Source organism: Blastomonas sp. SL216 (assembly GCA_026625625.1).
Taxonomy (GTDB): Bacteria; Pseudomonadota; Alphaproteobacteria; order Sphingomonadales; family Sphingomonadaceae; genus Blastomonas.
In genome coordinates, this window is the sequence record CP113055.1 from 1,075,694 (window position 1) to 1,092,433 (window position 16,740).

The window sequence follows — 16,740 nt, forward strand, 5'->3', positions numbered from 1 at the left end:
TGATCGTGACAATGGGGGCTGCGAACCTGCGGGAATGCAAGGCCAGCCGATAGCGCGGCTAACACAGTGCCGCCGGGCTTTTGTCAAGCTTTGAGCGTTGGCGGTGACACCGGCGCGTCAGTCAATCAACCCCAGATGCACCAGCGGATCGCTGCGGAACACCGCGATATCGGCTGGATCGGCCAGCAGCCGGCGCTGCGCGATGCGAAAGCGGCGATAATCATCGCCATAATCGCTGGCGACCCGGGCCGCGTCCAGATCGTTGGTCTTGCCCCAGTGGCGGGTGAAGCGGATTCCCATCGCGTCCAGACGCGCCACAACGGCGCGATAACTGCGATGGCTGACATCGCTGCGCGGCCCATCGAAGTCGATCACCACATTGTCGGCAAAGCGCGCGGGTGCCAGCAGCCCTGCGGCGCGCTTCATGAAGCGCAACGTGACCACCGTGCCGCCGCCACCGCTCAGGAACGCATCGATCAAAGGATCGAACGCCCGGTCGAGATCAGACCGCTGCAAGGTGACCGATCCGTTGAACAGATTGGCGATCGGGTTGTGCGGCTCGGTGGTGTTGCCCCAGGTCGCAATGGCTTCAGGATCGTCGATGTCGCGCTGCACCGCATAGCCGGCGCGCATCGCCAGCTGCAGGATGTCGGCGCGAAAAAGGTCAACGCCCGCCATCGCCTTGCCGATCAGCGTCAGCGCATCATAGCCCGCACCGGTCAGCGGCCTGGGCGGCGGAGGAATCGCGGAGTCGAAATCGCGCAAATACAGCAGCCGCAGCAGCGCATCCTTGCTGAACGGCGCGAACGGGTTGAGGATGACCTGCAGGAAATGCGGCGGCTCATCCAGCGCGTAACGCTGCGAGAATGCGCCAAAATCGCCCCTGGAGAGCGATGCGATATCGTCGCGCGTGATCCGCGCGCGCTTCTGGATATTGCGCACCATGAACAGCGGCACGCATTCGATCACCATCGCGGTAACGAACCCCATCGCGCCGACGGCGACCAGACAGGCCGCAAACACGTCGTCGTCGCGGAAGATCGTGCTGCCGGTCTGTGCAACAAAGGCGGGCGACATGACCGGCTGATGCGGCTCGACCCAGAACACGCCCGAAGGTGTGACCACCTGCAGCGCACGGACATGATCCTGAATGCCGCCTGCGCCAAGCACGCTGCCATGCGTTCCGGTGGCGCACGCACCTGCCCAGGTCTGGCCGTTGCTGGCACCGCCGGTCCGCAGGCTCAGCCCCAGTTCTTCGGCGCAATCATTGACCTCGTCGACGGTCGCCCCCGCCTGGACCAGCATCAGCCGCGACGGATCGGTGCCGGGCGCGACATCATCGGCATCCAGCCCGAAACAGCGGTTGATCCGCCGCGTTTCGACCAGCCACCCGCCTTGCGCGATCGCGATCGGCGAGGGCGACCAGCCTGCCCCCAGCGGGCGCACCCGCGCGCCTTCAGCCGATGCCTTGCGGAGCAGCGACAGCACATCGTCCGCCACCTCGCGCAGCACCGCGCGCCCGCCCGATTCCCGGCTGTTGCACAGCTCGATCAGGTCGCCCAGATCGGCCGATTCGGTGCCATGGTAGTTGACCCAATGTCGCGGGCCGTGATGCAGGGGTGCGGGCATTACGCGCCCCCCACCGGGCTGTTGCCTGCATGCAGCCGGTAATCAATGTTCACCCGGCGCACAAAACCCAGCGTCACCAGCGACAGCAGGATCTGACCAAGGCCCATCGAAAAACGCATGTCGTTGATGCCGCAGCCGGTCAGGTCACGGATGCAGGCGCTGCGCCCTGCCCGGGTGGCAAAGCCCCAACCCAATATTGTCAGCACCTCACGGTCACCCCCGACGGGCCGGGAATTTTCCAGAACCAGAAAGGCATCACCACCCTGTGCGAGCAATTGCCCAAACAGGGCCAAGGCCAGAACAACGATGACAATATGATACACCAGCATGCTTGCCCCCAGTCGATACGTAACTGAACGTTACATAGCGGAGGGGATATTGATTCTCAAAGACACCAATGTGTTATTTTATCCGATACCGATTAATTCGTCCGCAGCGCGATGGTTTGCGACGCCCGGCACAGGCTGTATAGGTTGCCCATGAAAATCCATCCGTTGATAACCGACACCGATTCCCTCGAGCGCCTGTGCGAACGCTTGGCGCAATCAGACTTTGTCGCGGTCGATACCGAGTTCATGCGCGAAAACACCTATTGGCCGGAACTGTGCCTGGTGCAGATCGGCAATCTGGAAGAGGCCGCAGCGATCGACCCCAAGGCCCCCGGTATCGACCTTGGCCCGCTGCTCGACCTGCTCACCGAAAATCATGATGTGCTGAAGGTCTTCCATGCCGGGCCGCAGGATATCGAGATCATCTTCAACCTCACCGGCAAGACCCCTTCCCCGCTGTTCGACACGCAGGTCGCGGCAATGGCGCTCGGCCAGGCCGAACAGATCGGCTACGCCAATCTCGTCGAAAGCTGGCTGGGGCTGACGGTCGACAAGGGCGCGCGTTTCACCGACTGGTCGCGCAGGCCACTGGAAGCCCGCCAGATCGATTATGCGATCGGCGATGTCACGCATCTGGCCAAGATCTTCCCCAAGATGCTTGACAAGCTGCGCCGCACCGGACGCGGCGCATGGCTGGACATCGAGATGGAAAAGCTCGGCGATCCGCGCCAGTACAAGCCCGATCCCGACACCCTGTGGCAGCGCATCCGCCCGCCGGGCCGCAGCGCGCAGATCCTGGGGCGCATGCGGGCACTGGCCTGGTGGCGCGAGACCGAAGCGCAGGACAAGAACCTGCCGCGCGGCCGCATCATGAAGGACGAGACGCTGGCCGATATTGCCGCGCATCCGCCTTCGACCCAGTCCGATCTTGGCAAGGTGCGCGGACTTTCGGCGGCCTGGCGCGAAAATGACATCGGTGCACGGATGATGGACGCGCTGTTTGCGGCGCGCCCGCTCTCTGCGGCGGAAATGCCGCCCAAGAGCCCGCGTGGTCCGGCGCTGGGAAAGGAAGGCGCGCTCGTCGCTGACCTGCTCAAGCTGCTGCTCAAGATTCGCTCGCGCGAGATCGACGTCGCCGCCCGGCTGCTGGCGCGCAGCGATGATCTGGAAGCCCTGGCCGCAGGTGTCCGCAAGGGACTGCCGATCCTGGAAGGCTGGCGCTTCGAACAGTTTGGCCGCGATGCGCTGGCGCTGGTCGAAGGCCGCATGGCCTTTGCCATTGCCGATGGCCGCATCAAGATGACCCGCACCGAACTGGTTGCCGAGTCTGACGAACTGGTCATCGCAGCGCTGGCGGAGCAGCCATGACATCCTATCTGCCCACGCTCAAGCAGCTGCAATATCTGGTCGCGCTGGAGGAGCATGGGCATTTCGGCAAGGCTGCCGATGCGTGCTTCGTGACCCAGTCGACACTCTCGGCGGGCCTGCGCGAGCTGGAGACGCTGTTGGGCGTGGTGCTGGTCGAACGCACGCGACGCGTGGTGCGGTTCACGCCGCTCGGCAACAAGGTCGTTGCCAAGGCCCACCGCATCCTGCGCGAGGCCGAAGAGCTCGCCGATCTGGTCCGCTCTTCGGGCAAGCCCCTGTCCGGCGACTTGCGGATGAGCGTCATCCCGACCATCGCCCCATTCCTGCTGCCGCGGCTGTTGCCGGGCCTCCGGCGCGAACAGCCCGAGCTCAAGCTGTTCCTGCGCGAAGAGGTCAGCGGTGCTGCAGTCGAATCGCTGCATCATGGCCAGGTCGATTGCGTGCTGCTTGCGCTGCCCTTTCCGGCAGGCGATGTGGAGCATGAAATCCTGTTCAGCGATGCGCTGTATGTCGCCTTTCCAAAGGACGATCCGCGCGATCCGCCGGAAAAGGTCGCGCCCGAGCTGATCGACGAATCGCGGTTGCTGCTGCTCGAGGACGGCCATTGCCTCAAAGACCATGCGCTCGCCGCCTGCAACCGGCCCGAACTGCGCGCCAGCGCGATGATGTTCGGCACCTCGCTCCACACGCTGGTCCAGATGGTCGACAACCGGCTGGGGTTGACGCTGCTGCCGCAGATCGCGATCGATGCGGGCATATTGAACAATACCGATGTCGTGGCGCGCCCGCTGCTGGCCGACCACGCCTCGCGCGATATCGCCATCATCTGGCGGCGCAACAGCCCGCGAGCAGAGGAATTCCGCATGCTCGCAGACATCCTGCGCCGCGGCCATGCCGAAGGCAAATGCGCAGGCTGACGGGGAATCGCTCCCTTCGCCCGCGCAGCCGCGCTCAATCCATGTGCTTGATTCCGACGCGCAGATAATCCCAGCCCGTGACCAATGTCAGCAGCGCTGCCGTCCATAGTGCGGCAAGGCCCAGCTGCTCCATCCAGACCTGATCGGGAAAGCCGCCCGAAAAGATCAGCGTGCCGAGCGCCAGCAGCTGCAGCGTGGTCTTCCATTTGGCCAGCTGCGATACAGGCACCGACACCTGCAGCCCGGCAAGAAACTCGCGCAGGCCCGATACGGTAATCTCGCGCAGCAGGATGATCAGCGCGGCGATGACGTGCAGGCCGTGGATATTGCCGTTGGCGCACAGAATCAGGATGACCGCAGCGACCATGATCTTGTCGGCAATCGGATCCAAAAAGATGCCGAGTTTCGACACCGCGCCCTGCGCGCGCGCCAGATAACCGTCGAAATAATCGGTGATGCCCATCAGGCAATAGACCACAAAGCCCAGCAAATAGCCGGTGGCCCATTCCGGCCACCACAACAGGGCAGCCAGCAAGGGCACGGTCACGATCCGCGAAAGCGTCAGTATGTTGGGCACGGTGAGCATAAGCTGCCCGCCTCATAACCGCATTCGTCGTCAATGGAAATGGCTTGACCGGTTGGGCTTCCAACCCGATACGACGGCCAGCACCTGTCGCCGACGGATCGCTGCCGAAACCGGCGGTGCGCTGGCACAGGGCTGGCGGGAAAACCACCGAGGAACTTGCAGCATGGCTTCAGCTGGCGCGCTTTTGAACAAGAGGCGCTTTCTTCCCCTGTTCGTGACCCAGTTGCTCGGGGCGTTCAACGACAATCTGTACAAGAACGCGATGGTGCTGTTCGTCGTCTACAGCGTCTATAATGACGAGACGGCGGAAACCTGGTTCAGCGCGATTGCCACGGCAGTGTTCATCCTGCCGTTCTTCCTGCTGTCCGCGCTGGCCGGGCAGCTGGCCGATACGCGCGACAAGGCCGCGATCATCCGCATCGTCAAATTCTGCGAGATCATCATCATGCTGATCGGCGGGACCGGGCTCTACATGGCCTGGGCTGGCGCTGCCGTGCACACTGTCGCGATTCCGCTGATGATGCTGGCGCTATTCGCCATGGGCATCCATTCGACCTTTTTCGGCCCGATCAAATACGCCATCCTGCCGCAGCATCTGAAGGATGACGAGGTGCTGGGCGGTACCGGGCTGGTCGAGGCGGGGACCTATATCGCCATCCTGCTCGGCACCATCCTGGCGGGCTGGATCCCGGTCGAAGTGGCGGGCATCGCTGTCGTCGTCACGGCAGGGATCGGCTATGTCACTGGACGGCAGGTTCCGTCAGCCCCGCCGATGATCGAACCCACCAAGCTCGACTATAATTTCATCCGCGCCTCGATTGCGCTGATCAAGGCCACGACCCGGGTCCGGCGTGTATTCCTCGCGATTGTCGCGATCAGCTTTTTCTGGACCATCGGCGCGGTGCTGTTCATCCAGTTCCCGCCGCTCGCCAAGAATGTGCTGACCGCCAGCAAGGAAGTCGCCAGCCTGTTCCTGGTGGTCTTCTCGGTCGGCGTAGCCATCGGCTCGGTGGCGATCAATGCGCTGCTCAAGGGGACCGTCTCGGCGCGCTATTCGCCGATGTCGGTGATCGTCATGGGGCTTTTCGTTGTCTCGTTCTTCTTCGTCTGCCGCCAATGGGTACCGGATGAGCCGGGCTCATTGTTCACCGTCGGCGAGTTCGTGACCCATCCGATGGCCGTGCCGCTGCTGCTGTCGCTGCTGGGCATTGCGGTGGCTGGCGGCATGTTCGTGGTGCCGCTCTATGCGTTCCTAACCACGACCGTGCACAAGAGCGAGGCGGCACGCACGATCGCAGCCAACAATATCGTCAATTCCGGCGCGATGGTCATCGGCTCGCTGATCGCCATCGGCCTCAGCGTCGCGGGCGTCGACGTGATCTATCAGCTGCTGCTGAGCGCGGCGATGTGCGTGATTGCGGCCTGGCTGGGCCAGCTGCTGCACAAGGCCAGCCTGGAGCCGCATGGCGAGCATGAATTCGACATGTGACTGCGCGCGCGACGCCGGATCAGTCGACGACGCGGACCAGCTTGCGCTCGAGCGGGGCGAGCACCCCTGAAAGCTCATGCCCGCGCTTGAGCACCGCGCCGCCTTCACCCACCAATGCCCATTGACCCTGCTTGCGCCGCAGCGCAGGCCGTTTTTCAATGCGATATTCGGGCCGCTCGGTCGCACGGCGGAAGCACGAGAAGACCGCCGCATCGCGTCCGAGGTCCATGGCATAATCGCGCCACAGGCCGGCGGCGACCATGCGGCCGTACAGATCGAGAATGCGGCTGAGTTCTTCCCGGTCAAAAGCAACCTGTCCGGGAGCGCCCGGCACGGGAAAGAGCGAGACGTTGCTGCCGACGCTCAAGCCGGTACCCCGTCATATGGCAGCGAAACCATCAGGCAGCGGTCCCGCTGTCACGGTCAGGCTCGACCGCTGCGGGCCGGGCGGCGCGTCGGGCTTCATCGCGCTCGTCAATAAGCTGGGCAATCCGCTCCTGCATCTGGCGGATTTCGCACTGGAGCAGCTCGAGCTTCTGGGTGTTCGGATCGAACGTCTGGCTGCACGGCGTGCCATATTGCACGAAGCCGCGCTGCTTTTCCGCCGCATCGACAGGAGTGGGGCGCGCGGGAATGCCGACCATGACCGATCCGGCGGCGACATCCTTGGTGACCACGGCATTGGCACCGATCCGCGCCCCCTTGCCGACGGTCAGCGGGCCCAGGATCGCCGCGCCCAGGCTGATGATGACATCATCCTCGATCGTGGGGTGGCGCTTGCCGCCCACGCCATCGGTGGGGTTGCGCCCGCCCAGCGTTGCGCCCTGATAGATGGTGACATTATCGCCGATCACCGCCGTCTCGCCGATGACGACAAAGCCGTGATCGACGAACAGGAACCGACCGATCTCTGCGCCGGGATGGATATCGATCGCGGTGAGAAAGCGGGAGATATGGTTGACTAGGCGCGCCAGGAAATACAGTTCGCCCTTGAACAGCCAGTGCGCCACGCGGTGCAGGCCCAGTGCCAGCACGCCCGGGTATAGCAGGATTTCCCAACGCGAGCGCGGAGCAGGGTCGCGCGCGCGGATCGAGTCCAGATATTCGCTCAGTGCGCTGAACATGCGCCATCCCTTTGAAACCGTGTTTGCGTCTAAATAGACCCTGGCCAGCGGTTTTACCAGTAGGACTGGTCAGATTGCCGCAGCGCGCAGCCCCAGAAACTGTGCCAGGCGGCGGTGGCGGCGTTCGACCACCTCGCCCATCAGCGCCCGCTCCCCTGGTTCCAGCACCAGCTCGAGCGTATCGGCGGTGCGTCGCAGCCGCGATCGGCGCAGCACATCGTGCGTCCCTGCCGCAAGCCGCTGGGCCAGGCGCATGGCCAGCCCCCAACCGATCGCGCGGTTCAGCATCGCTTCGGATGCCACATGCCGATCCAGCGGGAAAGGCCGCGGACCGCCGCCGAAATTGGTGTACAGTGCCTGCCCGATCATCGAGCGTCCGACCACGTCGATCCCCACCCAATTGCCGTGCAGGGCGATCTCCAGCCCGCGCTCGGCCCGGAAATCGGGGCTGGCTTGCCACGCGACGTCGGACAGATGGCAGGCGGCCATCAGCCAGCGCTGCCATTCCACCGGGTCATCGGCAAAGACCGGTGCAATCCAGTCGAACAAGGGCCTGGCGTCCTCGCCAAAGCGCGACTGCAGCTGGCCAAAGCGATCGGTCGCGACCAGCAGCGGATCGCGCTGACGTACGTCCTCGTCCATCCGCGCATAAAGCAGGCCTTCACGCAGGCCGAAGGACGAAATGACAAAGGCGCTGGGCTGCAGATGGTCGCGCATCATCCGCAACAGCGCGATCGCATCGGGCAAAGTCTCGATACGCGACGGCGCGAGCCCCGTCGCCTGGCGCAGCGCATCCTTGTCCATGCTGCGGAACCCGGCGAGCACCTTTTCGGGCCGCGTGACATCCATCTGATACTGGTGGAGCACCTTGAGCGGATAGGCGGTCAGATGCATGTCGAGCCGACCGAACGCGCGCCACGACCCGCCGACCAGATAGAAGGGCTTGCCCGGATGCGCGGCCAGCCAGGGGTAAGCCGACACCATCTGCTTGAACGTGCGGCTCAGCGCCGCCGAATCGCCGCGCCGGATCGCCGCGGCGCGCAGCACGCCGAGCGGCAGCGTAGCGGTTTCCAGCACCTCGCCACCGGCGATAAGCGCGAGGTCCAGGCTGCCGCCGCCCAGATCGCCGACAATGCCATCGGCTTCGGGTATCGCCGAGAGCACGCCCATGCCTGCGGTCCGCGCTTCATCGTCGCCCGACAGGATGGTGATATCCAGCCCCAGCGCCTCGACCTTGCGGGTGAATTCGTCGCCATTGCTGGCATCGCGCACCGCCGCCGTGGCGACGCAGACGGTTTCGTCCACGTCCATCTCGCGCGCGACAATGCGGAAGCGTTCAAGCGCCTGGATCGCGCGCGCCATCGACGGTGCATCGATCGCGCCGGTCTCTGCCAGCGACCGCCCCAGGCCCGCCATCACCTTCTCGTTGAAGATCAGCGCAGGGTTGCGCCGGGGGCCGGAAAACACCACCAGACGTACCGAGTTCGATCCGATATCGATGATCGCGGTGCGATAAAGGTGAACCGGCTGGTTCTGCTTGCGGACAAAGAAGTTCATGGGCCTTGGCCGTTCAATCCTCTTTCGCGGTGCGGCGGTGGAGGCTGAGCTTGGGCACATCCTCGCTGTTCTTCAGCGCTGTGCCGCGACCCGAAAGCGACGGGTTGGTCATGAAATAACGGTGAAGATTGAAAGGCTTGTCGGCCGCTTTTATCCGGCTGTATCGCCCTTGGCCGTCCAGTTCCCAGCTCTGTTCATTGTCGAGCAGATTGGCCACCATCACCTGTTCGAGCACCTGGTCGTGCACCGTCGGATTCTCGATCGGCAGCATGTATTCGACGCGGCGGTCGAAATTGCGCGGCATCCAGTCAGCCGAGCTGATGAACACCTTCGCCTTGTCATTGGGCAGTGCATCGCCATTGCCGAACGCCCAGATGCGGCTGTGTTCCAGAAAACGCCCGACCACCGACTTGACGCGGATATTGTCTGACAGCCCGGGCACGCCCGGCCGTAGGCAGCATATGCCGCGGATAATCAGCTCGATCTGCACCCCGGCACTGCTGGCGGCATAGAGCTTTTCGATCATCGCCGGATCGACAAGCGAATTCATCTTCGCCCAGATCGCACCGGTGCGGCCTGCGCGGGCCTGATCCATCTCATGGTCGATCAGCGCGATCAGCTCCTGTCGCAGGTCGCGTGGCGACATCGACAGCAGCTCGAGCTGCTCGGGCTCGACATAGCCGGTGATATAGTTGAACAGCTGCGCCGCATCGCGTCCGGCACGCGGATCAGCGGTGAAGAAGCTCAAATCGGTGTAGATCCGCGCCGTGACCGGGTGGTAATTGCCGGTTCCGAAATGGCAATAGGTGCGAAAACCCTCGGGCTCTCGCCGCACGACCATCGATATCTTGGCGTGGGTCTTCCACTCGATAAAGCCGTAGACGACCTGCACGCCGGCCCGTTCGAGCGCGCTGGCCCAGAGCAGGTTCTGCTCCTCGTCGAAGCGCGCCTTCAGCTCGACCACGGCGGTCACCGACTTGCCAGCCTCTGCCGCCGCGATCAGCGCGTTGATCACCGCCGATTGCTTGCCCGCGCGGTACAGCGTCTGCTTGATCGCCACCACATCGGGGTCCTGCGCCGCCTGTTTCAGAAAGGCGATCACCACCTCGAAGCTCTCATACGGATGGTGGACGATGATGTCCTTGCTTCGGATCGCTGCGAAACAATCGCCGTTATGCTCCCGAATTCGTTCGGGAAACCGCGGAGTATAGGCCGGGAATTTCAGGTCGGGCCGATCTTCGTCGACCAGGGCGGCCAGGTCGCCAATGCCCAGAAAGCCATCGTCCGACGATTTGGTGCCGCCTTCATGCAGCAGGTTGTCGTCGAGCAGCTGCGCCAGCCCCTTGTCCATCAGCCGCGAGGTTTCGAGCCGGATCACCTGGCCCCGTCGCCGCCGCTTGAGTGCGGTGCGGAAATAGAGCACCAGATCCTCGGCCTCTTCCTCCACCTCGATATCGCTGTCGCGGATGATGCGGAACAGGCCTGATCCGCGCACGTCATAGCCAGGGAACAGCTTGTCGGCGAACGCGACGACAATCTTCTCCAGCGCGAGATATCGCCCTTGATCGCCCGAAATGCGCAGGAAGCGGGGCATGGTGGCGGGCAGCATCACCAGTTCGCGCACCGTCTTGCCATCAGACCGCCGCTTGAGGTCGAAAATGAGGCTGAGGCCCTTGTTGGGAATGAACGGGAAAGGATGCGCCGGGTCCAATGCCTGCGGGGTCAGCACCGGGAAGATCTGCGTCACGAAATGCTCGCGCAGCCAGGCGCGGTCGGTCTGGCTCAGATCCTCGACATTGGCCTCGACGACATCGCTGGCCGCCAGCTCGGTGCGCAGCTCGCTCCACACCCGCTGCTGCTGCGCGTTGAGCCGGTCGACTGCGCGCTCGATCGCGGCGAGTTGCTGCACCGGGGTGCGCCCATCGGCAGAGCGTTCCTCGACATTCTCCGAAACCTGGCCGACCAGTCCGGCGACGCGAACCATGAAGAATTCATCGAGATTGTTGCCGGAAATCGACAGGAATCGTAGCCGTTCGAGCAAAGGATGCTTGGGATTGCACGCTTCTTCCAGAACGCGGTCGTTGAACCCGAGCCAGCTCAGTTCGCGATTGAAATAGCGTCGCTCCGAATCGGATTGGCTTGCAGAAACTGCATCGATTTCAGTCGGTTGAGCCGCCATCATGTCCTGCCATTGTCGCCAGTGCCTCGCGCACCAGTCTTTGGCCGATTGGGCGCTGCATTGCCAGCGCCAACTCATCGATGCTGCGCGCCAGGGCGTGAATGGCGGGGTAGGACCGCTCCATGCGCACGGCGGCGTAGCTGGCGAGCGAATCGGGAAAGGCCAGCCCTGCCCGCGCCAGCAGCTTCTGCAGCAGCAACGCCGCCATCTCCTCGTCCGGGGGCGGGATTTCGATCAGCAGTGATGCTCCAAGACGCGAGAGCAGATCGGGCAGCGCAATGCCCCATTGCGACGGCGGTCGGCTGGCTGCGAACAGCACGGGCACGCCCTGTGTCTGCGCCCGGTTCCAGGCGTGGAACAGGGTCTCGTCGCTTTCGTCAGCGGCATTGTCGATGAACCCGCCGCCCGAGCCGCCGGCAAAGGCACGGCCGATCACGGTCTTGCCCGATCCGGGCGGGCCGACAAGGACGGCTGCACCGAACGGAAGCCGGGTCCAGTCGAACAGCCGGTCGATAGCCGCGCGGTTGGATGCGGTGACCAGAAATTCGCTGTCACCGTCCGGTCCGGCTGCCGCGAAGGGCAGAGCGAACTGGCGCGTCATGATTATCCCCCGCCGCCGGGCGCAGGCGCAGCGGCCGCAGCGCGCGAGATGCGCAGCACCCCTGCCCCCTGCTGGACACGATAGCCCCTTGCCTCCAGCGCGCCGCGCAGCGCGTCGATATCGATCTGCGCGTTGACCTGCATCACCGACGTCCCGCCAAGCGCCAGGCTTGCGGTGCTGGCCGAAGTGACGCCAGGAATGCTGCGGACCAGCCGCTCGCCAGCCTGAACCGCTGCGACATCGGGCGTGTCGAACTGGATGGAGATGATCTGCGCACCGGTGGTCAGGCCACCAGATTCCACCGGCATGTCTTCAGCCACGGTGTCATCGAGCATCTCCTCGACGATCTCGACCGGCTTTTCGATGATCAGCGACGAATCGGGCCTCAGCTCGCCGGAACGGACGGCACCGGCATAGATGCGGTCGAGCCGCCTGATGCCCTGATCGAGCATTGCGGCAAGTCCGTCGCTATTGCGGGCACGCAAGGTGAAGCTGCCCAGCAGGCGGCTGTCCGGACCGAAGCGCGCGGCAAAGCGCCCGGTAATCGGCCCGCCGGGATATTGCCGCTCGATATGCACCACCGGAACCACAACATCGGCCGCGCCGAACTGGTCGAGAATCAGGCGCCACCAGGTCCGGCTGCGCCGCCCGGTCTGCGCGGCATTGACGAGCAGCGATTCTGCGCCCGATCCATAAGGCCGGATGTAATCGACGATGCTTTCTGCGGTCCGATACCGCGCCCAGGCGGCCTGCCAGGGCGTGCGATTCTCGAAGGTCTGGGCAGAACCGCCGCTGATATAGATGGGTACCACCAGCATCGGTGCGGAGCGCAGGATCGATCCGCTGACACCCAGAAGCTCACCGGCGCGCGCGCGGTCGAACAATACACCTAGTGTAGCAATATAACGGCGCGGGCCGATCTGTTCGTTTTCGACCACGATGGCGGAGACAATGCCGTCGAGCGCCGAATCGCTGAGTTTGGGCGCTGCGCCCGAGCGGTTCATCTGCGACCAGAGCTTTTGCCAGCCCTTGCGCTGGGCATCGCGCCAAGCATTGGAGCGCGCCTCGTCGGCGTTCTTGCCCGAGCCATCGACCTTGACCCCGCTCACTTCGAAATCGCCGCCGCTGGCAATGGGCGGAATGCCGCGATCGCCCTCGATCTGGGCATAGACCAGCGCGCCCACGCCAAGCAGCAGCGCGAACAGGGCGAAGGCGATCCAGACGCGGGACAGAATCGGCGCCGGACGTTTCAAGGGGAGGCTGGTGGTCAACGTATCCTAGCTTCAAACAACCGCGCAAAATTGAGCTGCTGGCCCCCTGCCCGTCTCCGGTGGCGGCGTGGCCGCTCTTTTGGCGACAATGGCGTGGAAATCCAAGCGAGAAGTCGCTAACCGCTCAGGCCATGACTGACAAGACCGGCGATGCGCCAAATCCGACATCTTACAGCTATGCTCAGGCGGGCGTCTCGATTGCTGCGGGCAACGCCCTGGTCAAGGCGATCGGCCCGCTCGCCAAGGCCACCGCACGCCCGGGTGCCAATGCGGAGCTGGGCGGCTTCGGCGGCTTTTTCGACCTCAAGGCCGCCGGGTTTCGCGATCCGCTGCTGGTCGCGGCCAATGATGGTGTCGGTACCAAGGTGAAGCTGGCGATCGACCATGACCGGCATGACGCGATCGGCATCGATCTGGTCGCAATGTGCGTCAACGATCTGATCGTCCAAGGCGCCGAACCTCTGTTTTTTCTCGATTATTTCGCAACCGGCAAGCTCGACACCGGCATTGCCGAACGCGTCGTCGCGGGCATTGCCGATGGCTGCAAGCTGGCCGGCTGCGCCCTGATCGGCGGCGAGACGGCCGAGATGCCGGGAATGTATGCGGCGGGCGATTATGACCTGGCGGGCTTCTGCGTCGGCGCCGTCGAGCGCGACGAGGTGCTGACCGGCGACCGGGTCAGGCCGGGCGATGTGCTGCTCGGCCTTGCCTCGTCGGGTGTCCATTCCAACGGCTATTCGCTGGTCCGCAGGCTGGCTGCCGACAAGGGTTGGAAGATGAACCGGCCTGCGCTGTTCGATCAGGAGATTTTACTTATCGACGCGCTGATCGCGCCCACGCGAATCTATGTCGCCTCGCTGCTTCCGGTGGTGAAATCGGGCCGTATCGCCGCAATGGCGCACATCACCGGCGGCGGCCTGCTGGAAAACATTCCGCGCGTGCTGCCCGATGGCGCGCACGCGCATGTCGATGCCGATGCCTGGACGCAGACCCGGCTGATGGCGTTCCTGCAGGCACAGGGCAATATCGAGCCGGAAGAAATGGCGCGGACCTTCAACTGCGGCATTGGCATGGTGCTGGTGGTGAAGGAGCAGGACGTCGTATCGGTCACCGCCGATCTGGAAGCGGCCGGCGAGACCGTCCATCGCATCGGCCGAATCGAGCCAGGCGACAAGGGCTGCACCGTCAGCGGATCGACCGAGACCTGGAGCGCAAAGGCGGCCTGGAGCGCGACCCATGCGGGGTAAGGCCCGTGTCGCCATCCTGATCTCGGGCGGCGGCACAAATATGGCCGCGCTGCTTTATGCGTCGCGTGCGCCCTCCTGCCCCTATGAGGTGGTGCTGGTTGCCTCGAACAATCCCGATGCCGGCGGTCTGACACTGGCCGAGGCCGAAGGCGTGCCGACCTTTGCCCTGTCGCACAAGGGCATGGACCGCGAGAGCCATGATGCGGCGATGGACAGGGCCATCCGCGCCAGCGGCGCCGATCATGTCGCGCTGGCAGGCTATATGCGCATCCTGACCCCCGGTTTTGTGCGCGGCTGGGAGGGGCGGATGCTCAACATTCACCCCTCGCTTCTGCCCAAGTACAAGGGTCTGCACACGCACGAACGCGCCATCGAAGCTGGCGATCAGGTCGCCGGATGCAGCGTGCATCTGGTCACTGCAGAGCTCGATGACGGACCGGTGCTCGGCCAGACCGAGGTGGCCATCCTGCGCGGAGACACCGCCGACACATTGGCCGCACGCGTCCTGATCGCCGAGCATCAGCTCTATGCGCGCACTCTGGCGGACTATGTCGCGCGCGAGAGCGATCCCGACTGGATCGTCGCCAAGGTGGGCGAGCTGGCGCTGGCGCTACCCGAAACCGATTCCCGCCCCTCGCACGGCGCACCCGGCTGGCGCGTGGGCGGCGAGAAAACCGGCAAATATTTCGCCTATGTCTCGGTCCACCATCATGGCGAGGAAGCGATTGCCCTGCTGGTCAAGACCAGCGGCGCGGACGAGCAGGCCGCCCTGGTCGATCAGGACCCCGAGCTGTATTATCTGCCCAAATTCTACGCGCCCTCGGGCTGGATCGCGATCCGGCTGGATACAGGCCGCACCGATTGGGAGCATATCGCCGACTGGTTGCAGCGCAGCTGGCGCAGTGTCGCACCCAAGCGGCTGACGAAGTTCATGGATATCGCTGCAGACTTCTAGCGTCGCCCTAGCCAGCGCAAAACCCGCCGTTTCAGGATTTTGGGCAACCATTCCAGTGCCATCGACACGCCGGTGCGGCGGCTCTCGACCCCCTCAAAGCGATATTGGCGCGGTTGGCTGTCCACGAAAATCTCGCGCGCAACAAATTGCGCCGGATCGCGGAACAGACCTGCGGATATGGCGAGTTCGGGTCCATCGATCGGTCGATGGAAAATGTGGCTGCCGCACGTTCGGCAGAAGCCGCGTTCGGCAAAGCTGGAGGACCGGAACACCGCAAGATCGTCGCCTTCGACGTTTGCTTCCGGAACCTGCAGCGCCATCCAGGGTCCGCTCGTCCAGGCCCTGCAGATATGGCAGTGACACACGCCCACGTCATGCACCGGGCGTGGCAGAGTGACCCGGACGCCGCCGCAAAGACAGCGCCCGGTGACACCATTTTCCGTATCAGCCGACAATTTCTTCCGGCTTGAAGAAGTATGCGATCTCGATCGCGGCGTTCTCGTCGCTGTCCGATCCGTGCACCGAATTGGCTTCGATGCTCTCGGCCAGTTCCTTGCGGATGGTGCCGGGTTCGGCATTGGCGGGGTTGGTGGCGCCCATGATGTCGCGATTGCGCTGCATGGCGTTTTCGCCTTCCAGAACCTGAACGACGACGGGTCCGGAGATCATGAAGTCGACCAGTTCACCAAAGAAGGGACGCTCGCGGTGCACGGCGTAGAAGCCTTCGGCCTGTTCGCGGGTCATGTGGATGCGCTTGGAAGCGACGACGCGCAGGCCGGCTTCTTCCAGCATCTTGGTGACCGCACCGGTCAGGTTGCGACGGGTGGCGTCGGGCTTGATGATCGAAAAGGTCCGAGTGACGGCCATTGGGGTGCTCCTGCTTTATATGATGAGGTCTCGCGCACGTGCGGCACGATTCGCCGCCGCCCCTAGCGGGCTGCCTTGTGCGCTGCAAGAAAAACCGCCGTAGCGCCCTGCTTGCGGACCCGGTCAGCTGTCGCCGGCGATCAGCGTGATCGACGATCCCGCCTCTGCCGGCACCACCTGGAGCGAGAAGGTGCCGCTGTCCTTGGTGCCCGTGATGGCGCGCAGATCCTGCGTGGTGATCTCGCTTTCGATCTTGAAGCCCTTGCCCTCGACCGCCTTGCGATACCAGGCCAGCACCGCATCGGGCTTGGCCGCGCTTTCCATCACCACCATCGCCCCGGTCTTGCCATCGGAATTGCTGGCCATGGTCGAGACAACCTTGGCGCCCGGATAGAGCTGGAGCCCGAACGGCAGTTTCGCACTGTCACCATCGCTGCTGATATTGACGGTGGCAGACCCATCGGCGCTGGTGATCTTCACCTCGGACGCCTCGCCATCGCCTTCGCGCGTGACCTTTACCTCATTGCCCTCGGCATCGCTGTAGACGGTCTTCTCGCCGCCGCAGCCTGCCAACAGGGCAAGGGCCGCGATCGCTATCACAGAATTGCGCATTCCACCGTC

General features: G+C 64.0%; 17 protein-coding genes. 5 read left to right on the forward strand and 12 right to left on the reverse strand.

All coding sequences use genetic code 11. From position 1 onward, the window contains the following. Nucleotides 1-117: 117 nt before the first annotated feature. Both OU999_05135 and OU999_05140 read right to left on the reverse strand, forming a co-directional pair. The gene (locus tag OU999_05135) at nucleotides 118-1,629 is read right to left on the reverse strand and encodes an FAD-binding oxidoreductase (protein ID WAC24576.1); all 1,512 of its coding nucleotides are present in this window, start codon (nucleotides 1,627-1,629) and stop codon (nucleotides 118-120) included. After that, nucleotides 1,629-1,958 (reverse strand): hypothetical protein, encoded by a 330-nt coding sequence (locus OU999_05140; protein WAC24577.1) that lies wholly within the window; start codon nucleotides 1,956-1,958, stop codon nucleotides 1,629-1,631. Before OU999_05140 ends, OU999_05135 begins: the two co-directional genes overlap by 1 nt. 150 nt (nucleotides 1,959-2,108) lie before the next feature. Between OU999_05140 and rnd the strand changes: the two genes are divergently transcribed. Both rnd and OU999_05150 read left to right on the forward strand, forming a co-directional pair. Beyond that, nucleotides 2,109-3,326 carry a ribonuclease D gene (rnd, locus tag OU999_05145; protein ID WAC24578.1) on the forward strand — a complete coding sequence of 406 codons (1,218 nt, stop codon included), beginning with the start codon at nucleotides 2,109-2,111 and terminating at the stop codon, nucleotides 3,324-3,326. Next, on the forward strand, nucleotides 3,323-4,243 hold the full coding sequence (locus OU999_05150) for a hydrogen peroxide-inducible genes activator (GenBank protein WAC24579.1): 921 nt from the start codon (nucleotides 3,323-3,325) through the stop codon (nucleotides 4,241-4,243). Before rnd ends, OU999_05150 begins: the two co-directional genes overlap by 4 nt. Before the next feature lie 34 nt (nucleotides 4,244-4,277). On the opposite strand, the gene pgsA is transcribed toward OU999_05150, so the two are convergent. Next, on the reverse strand, nucleotides 4,278-4,829 hold the full coding sequence (gene pgsA, locus OU999_05155) for a CDP-diacylglycerol--glycerol-3-phosphate 3-phosphatidyltransferase (protein WAC24580.1): 552 nt from the start codon (nucleotides 4,827-4,829) through the stop codon (nucleotides 4,278-4,280). 163 nt (nucleotides 4,830-4,992) lie between these two features. On the opposite strand from pgsA, the gene OU999_05160 reads away from it, so the two are divergent. Continuing rightward, complete coding sequence (locus OU999_05160) at nucleotides 4,993-6,318, forward strand: MFS transporter (protein ID WAC24581.1); 1,326 nt, start codon at nucleotides 4,993-4,995, stop codon at nucleotides 6,316-6,318. A 19-nt stretch (nucleotides 6,319-6,337) separates the two neighbouring features. Here OU999_05160 and OU999_05165 read toward each other — a convergent pair whose 3' ends face one another. From OU999_05165 to OU999_05190, 6 genes are all read right to left on the reverse strand, one after another. Beyond that, nucleotides 6,338-6,685, reverse strand: a complete 348-nt coding sequence (locus tag OU999_05165; GenBank protein ID WAC24582.1) for a DUF2794 domain-containing protein — start codon at nucleotides 6,683-6,685, stop codon at nucleotides 6,338-6,340. Nucleotides 6,686-6,716: 31 nt separating this feature from the next. Then, nucleotides 6,717-7,442, reverse strand: a complete 726-nt coding sequence (locus OU999_05170) for a serine O-acetyltransferase (protein ID WAC24583.1) — start codon at nucleotides 7,440-7,442, stop codon at nucleotides 6,717-6,719. A 69-nt stretch (nucleotides 7,443-7,511) separates the two neighbouring features. Further along, nucleotides 7,512-8,999: a Ppx/GppA family phosphatase gene (locus tag OU999_05175; protein ID WAC24584.1), complete on the reverse strand. Its 1,488-nt coding sequence runs from the start codon at nucleotides 8,997-8,999 to the stop codon at nucleotides 7,512-7,514. 13 nt (nucleotides 9,000-9,012) lie between these two features. Then, the gene (locus OU999_05180) at nucleotides 9,013-11,178 is read right to left on the reverse strand and encodes an RNA degradosome polyphosphate kinase (protein ID WAC25354.1); all 2,166 of its coding nucleotides are present in this window, start codon (nucleotides 11,176-11,178) and stop codon (nucleotides 9,013-9,015) included. Then, entirely contained in the window at nucleotides 11,159-11,779 is a 621-nt protein-coding gene (locus OU999_05185; protein WAC24585.1) for a DnaA/Hda family protein, read from the reverse strand. Before OU999_05185 ends, OU999_05180 begins: the two co-directional genes overlap by 20 nt. A 2-nt stretch (nucleotides 11,780-11,781) precedes the next feature. Further along, nucleotides 11,782-13,050 carry a heavy-metal-associated domain-containing protein gene (locus OU999_05190; protein WAC24586.1) on the reverse strand — a complete coding sequence of 423 codons (1,269 nt, stop codon included), beginning with the start codon at nucleotides 13,048-13,050 and terminating at the stop codon, nucleotides 11,782-11,784. 131 nt (nucleotides 13,051-13,181) lie between these two features. Between OU999_05190 and purM the strand changes: the two genes are divergently transcribed. Then, nucleotides 13,182-14,297, forward strand: a complete 1,116-nt coding sequence (purM, locus tag OU999_05195; GenBank protein WAC24587.1) for a phosphoribosylformylglycinamidine cyclo-ligase — start codon at nucleotides 13,182-13,184, stop codon at nucleotides 14,295-14,297. Then, nucleotides 14,287-15,252, forward strand: coding sequence for a phosphoribosylglycinamide formyltransferase (gene purN, locus OU999_05200; protein WAC24588.1), 966 nt, complete (start codon nucleotides 14,287-14,289; stop codon nucleotides 15,250-15,252). The genes purM and purN overlap by 11 nt, the downstream gene beginning before the upstream one ends. On the opposite strand, the gene OU999_05205 is transcribed toward purN, so the two are convergent. The 3 genes from OU999_05205 to OU999_05215 form a co-directional block, all read right to left on the reverse strand. Beyond that, entirely contained in the window at nucleotides 15,249-15,632 is a 384-nt protein-coding gene (locus OU999_05205) for a GFA family protein (GenBank protein WAC25355.1), read from the reverse strand. The genes purN and OU999_05205 overlap by 4 nt on opposite strands. A 64-nt stretch (nucleotides 15,633-15,696) precedes the next feature. After that, nucleotides 15,697-16,119: a nucleoside-diphosphate kinase gene (gene ndk / locus OU999_05210; GenBank protein ID WAC24589.1), complete on the reverse strand. Its 423-nt coding sequence runs from the start codon at nucleotides 16,117-16,119 to the stop codon at nucleotides 15,697-15,699. 123 nt (nucleotides 16,120-16,242) lie between these two features. Next, the gene (locus OU999_05215) at nucleotides 16,243-16,731 is read right to left on the reverse strand and encodes a hypothetical protein (GenBank protein WAC24590.1); all 489 of its coding nucleotides are present in this window, start codon (nucleotides 16,729-16,731) and stop codon (nucleotides 16,243-16,245) included. Nucleotides 16,732-16,740: the final 9 nt, after the last annotated feature.

Bases quoted from the DNA above. Each gene is read 5' to 3' on its own strand.
- OU999_05135 (WAC24576.1), bottom strand. From the start codon at position 1,629: ATGCCCGCACCCCTGCATCACGGCCCGCGACATTGGGTCAACTACCAT.
- OU999_05140 (WAC24577.1), bottom strand. From the start codon at position 1,958: ATGCTGGTGTATCATATTGTCATCGTTGTTCTGGCCTTGGCCCTGTTT.
- rnd (WAC24578.1), top strand. From the start codon at position 2,109: ATGAAAATCCATCCGTTGATAACCGACACCGATTCCCTCGAGCGCCTG.
- OU999_05150 (WAC24579.1), top strand. From the start codon at position 3,323: ATGACATCCTATCTGCCCACGCTCAAGCAGCTGCAATATCTGGTCGCG.
- pgsA (WAC24580.1), bottom strand. From the start codon at position 4,829: ATGCTCACCGTGCCCAACATACTGACGCTTTCGCGGATCGTGACCGTG.
- OU999_05160 (WAC24581.1), top strand. From the start codon at position 4,993: ATGGCTTCAGCTGGCGCGCTTTTGAACAAGAGGCGCTTTCTTCCCCTG.
- OU999_05170 (WAC24583.1), bottom strand. From the start codon at position 7,442: ATGTTCAGCGCACTGAGCGAATATCTGGACTCGATCCGCGCGCGCGAC.
- OU999_05175 (WAC24584.1), bottom strand. From the start codon at position 8,999: ATGAACTTCTTTGTCCGCAAGCAGAACCAGCCGGTTCACCTTTATCGC.
- OU999_05180 (WAC25354.1), bottom strand. From the start codon at position 11,178: ATGGCGGCTCAACCGACTGAAATCGATGCAGTTTCTGCAAGCCAATCC.
- OU999_05185 (WAC24585.1), bottom strand. From the start codon at position 11,779: ATGACGCGCCAGTTCGCTCTGCCCTTCGCGGCAGCCGGACCGGACGGT.
- purM (WAC24587.1), top strand. From the start codon at position 13,182: ATGACTGACAAGACCGGCGATGCGCCAAATCCGACATCTTACAGCTAT.
- purN (WAC24588.1), top strand. From the start codon at position 14,287: ATGCGGGGTAAGGCCCGTGTCGCCATCCTGATCTCGGGCGGCGGCACA.
- ndk (WAC24589.1), bottom strand. From the start codon at position 16,119: ATGGCCGTCACTCGGACCTTTTCGATCATCAAGCCCGACGCCACCCGT.
- OU999_05215 (WAC24590.1), bottom strand. From the start codon at position 16,731: ATGCGCAATTCTGTGATAGCGATCGCGGCCCTTGCCCTGTTGGCAGGC.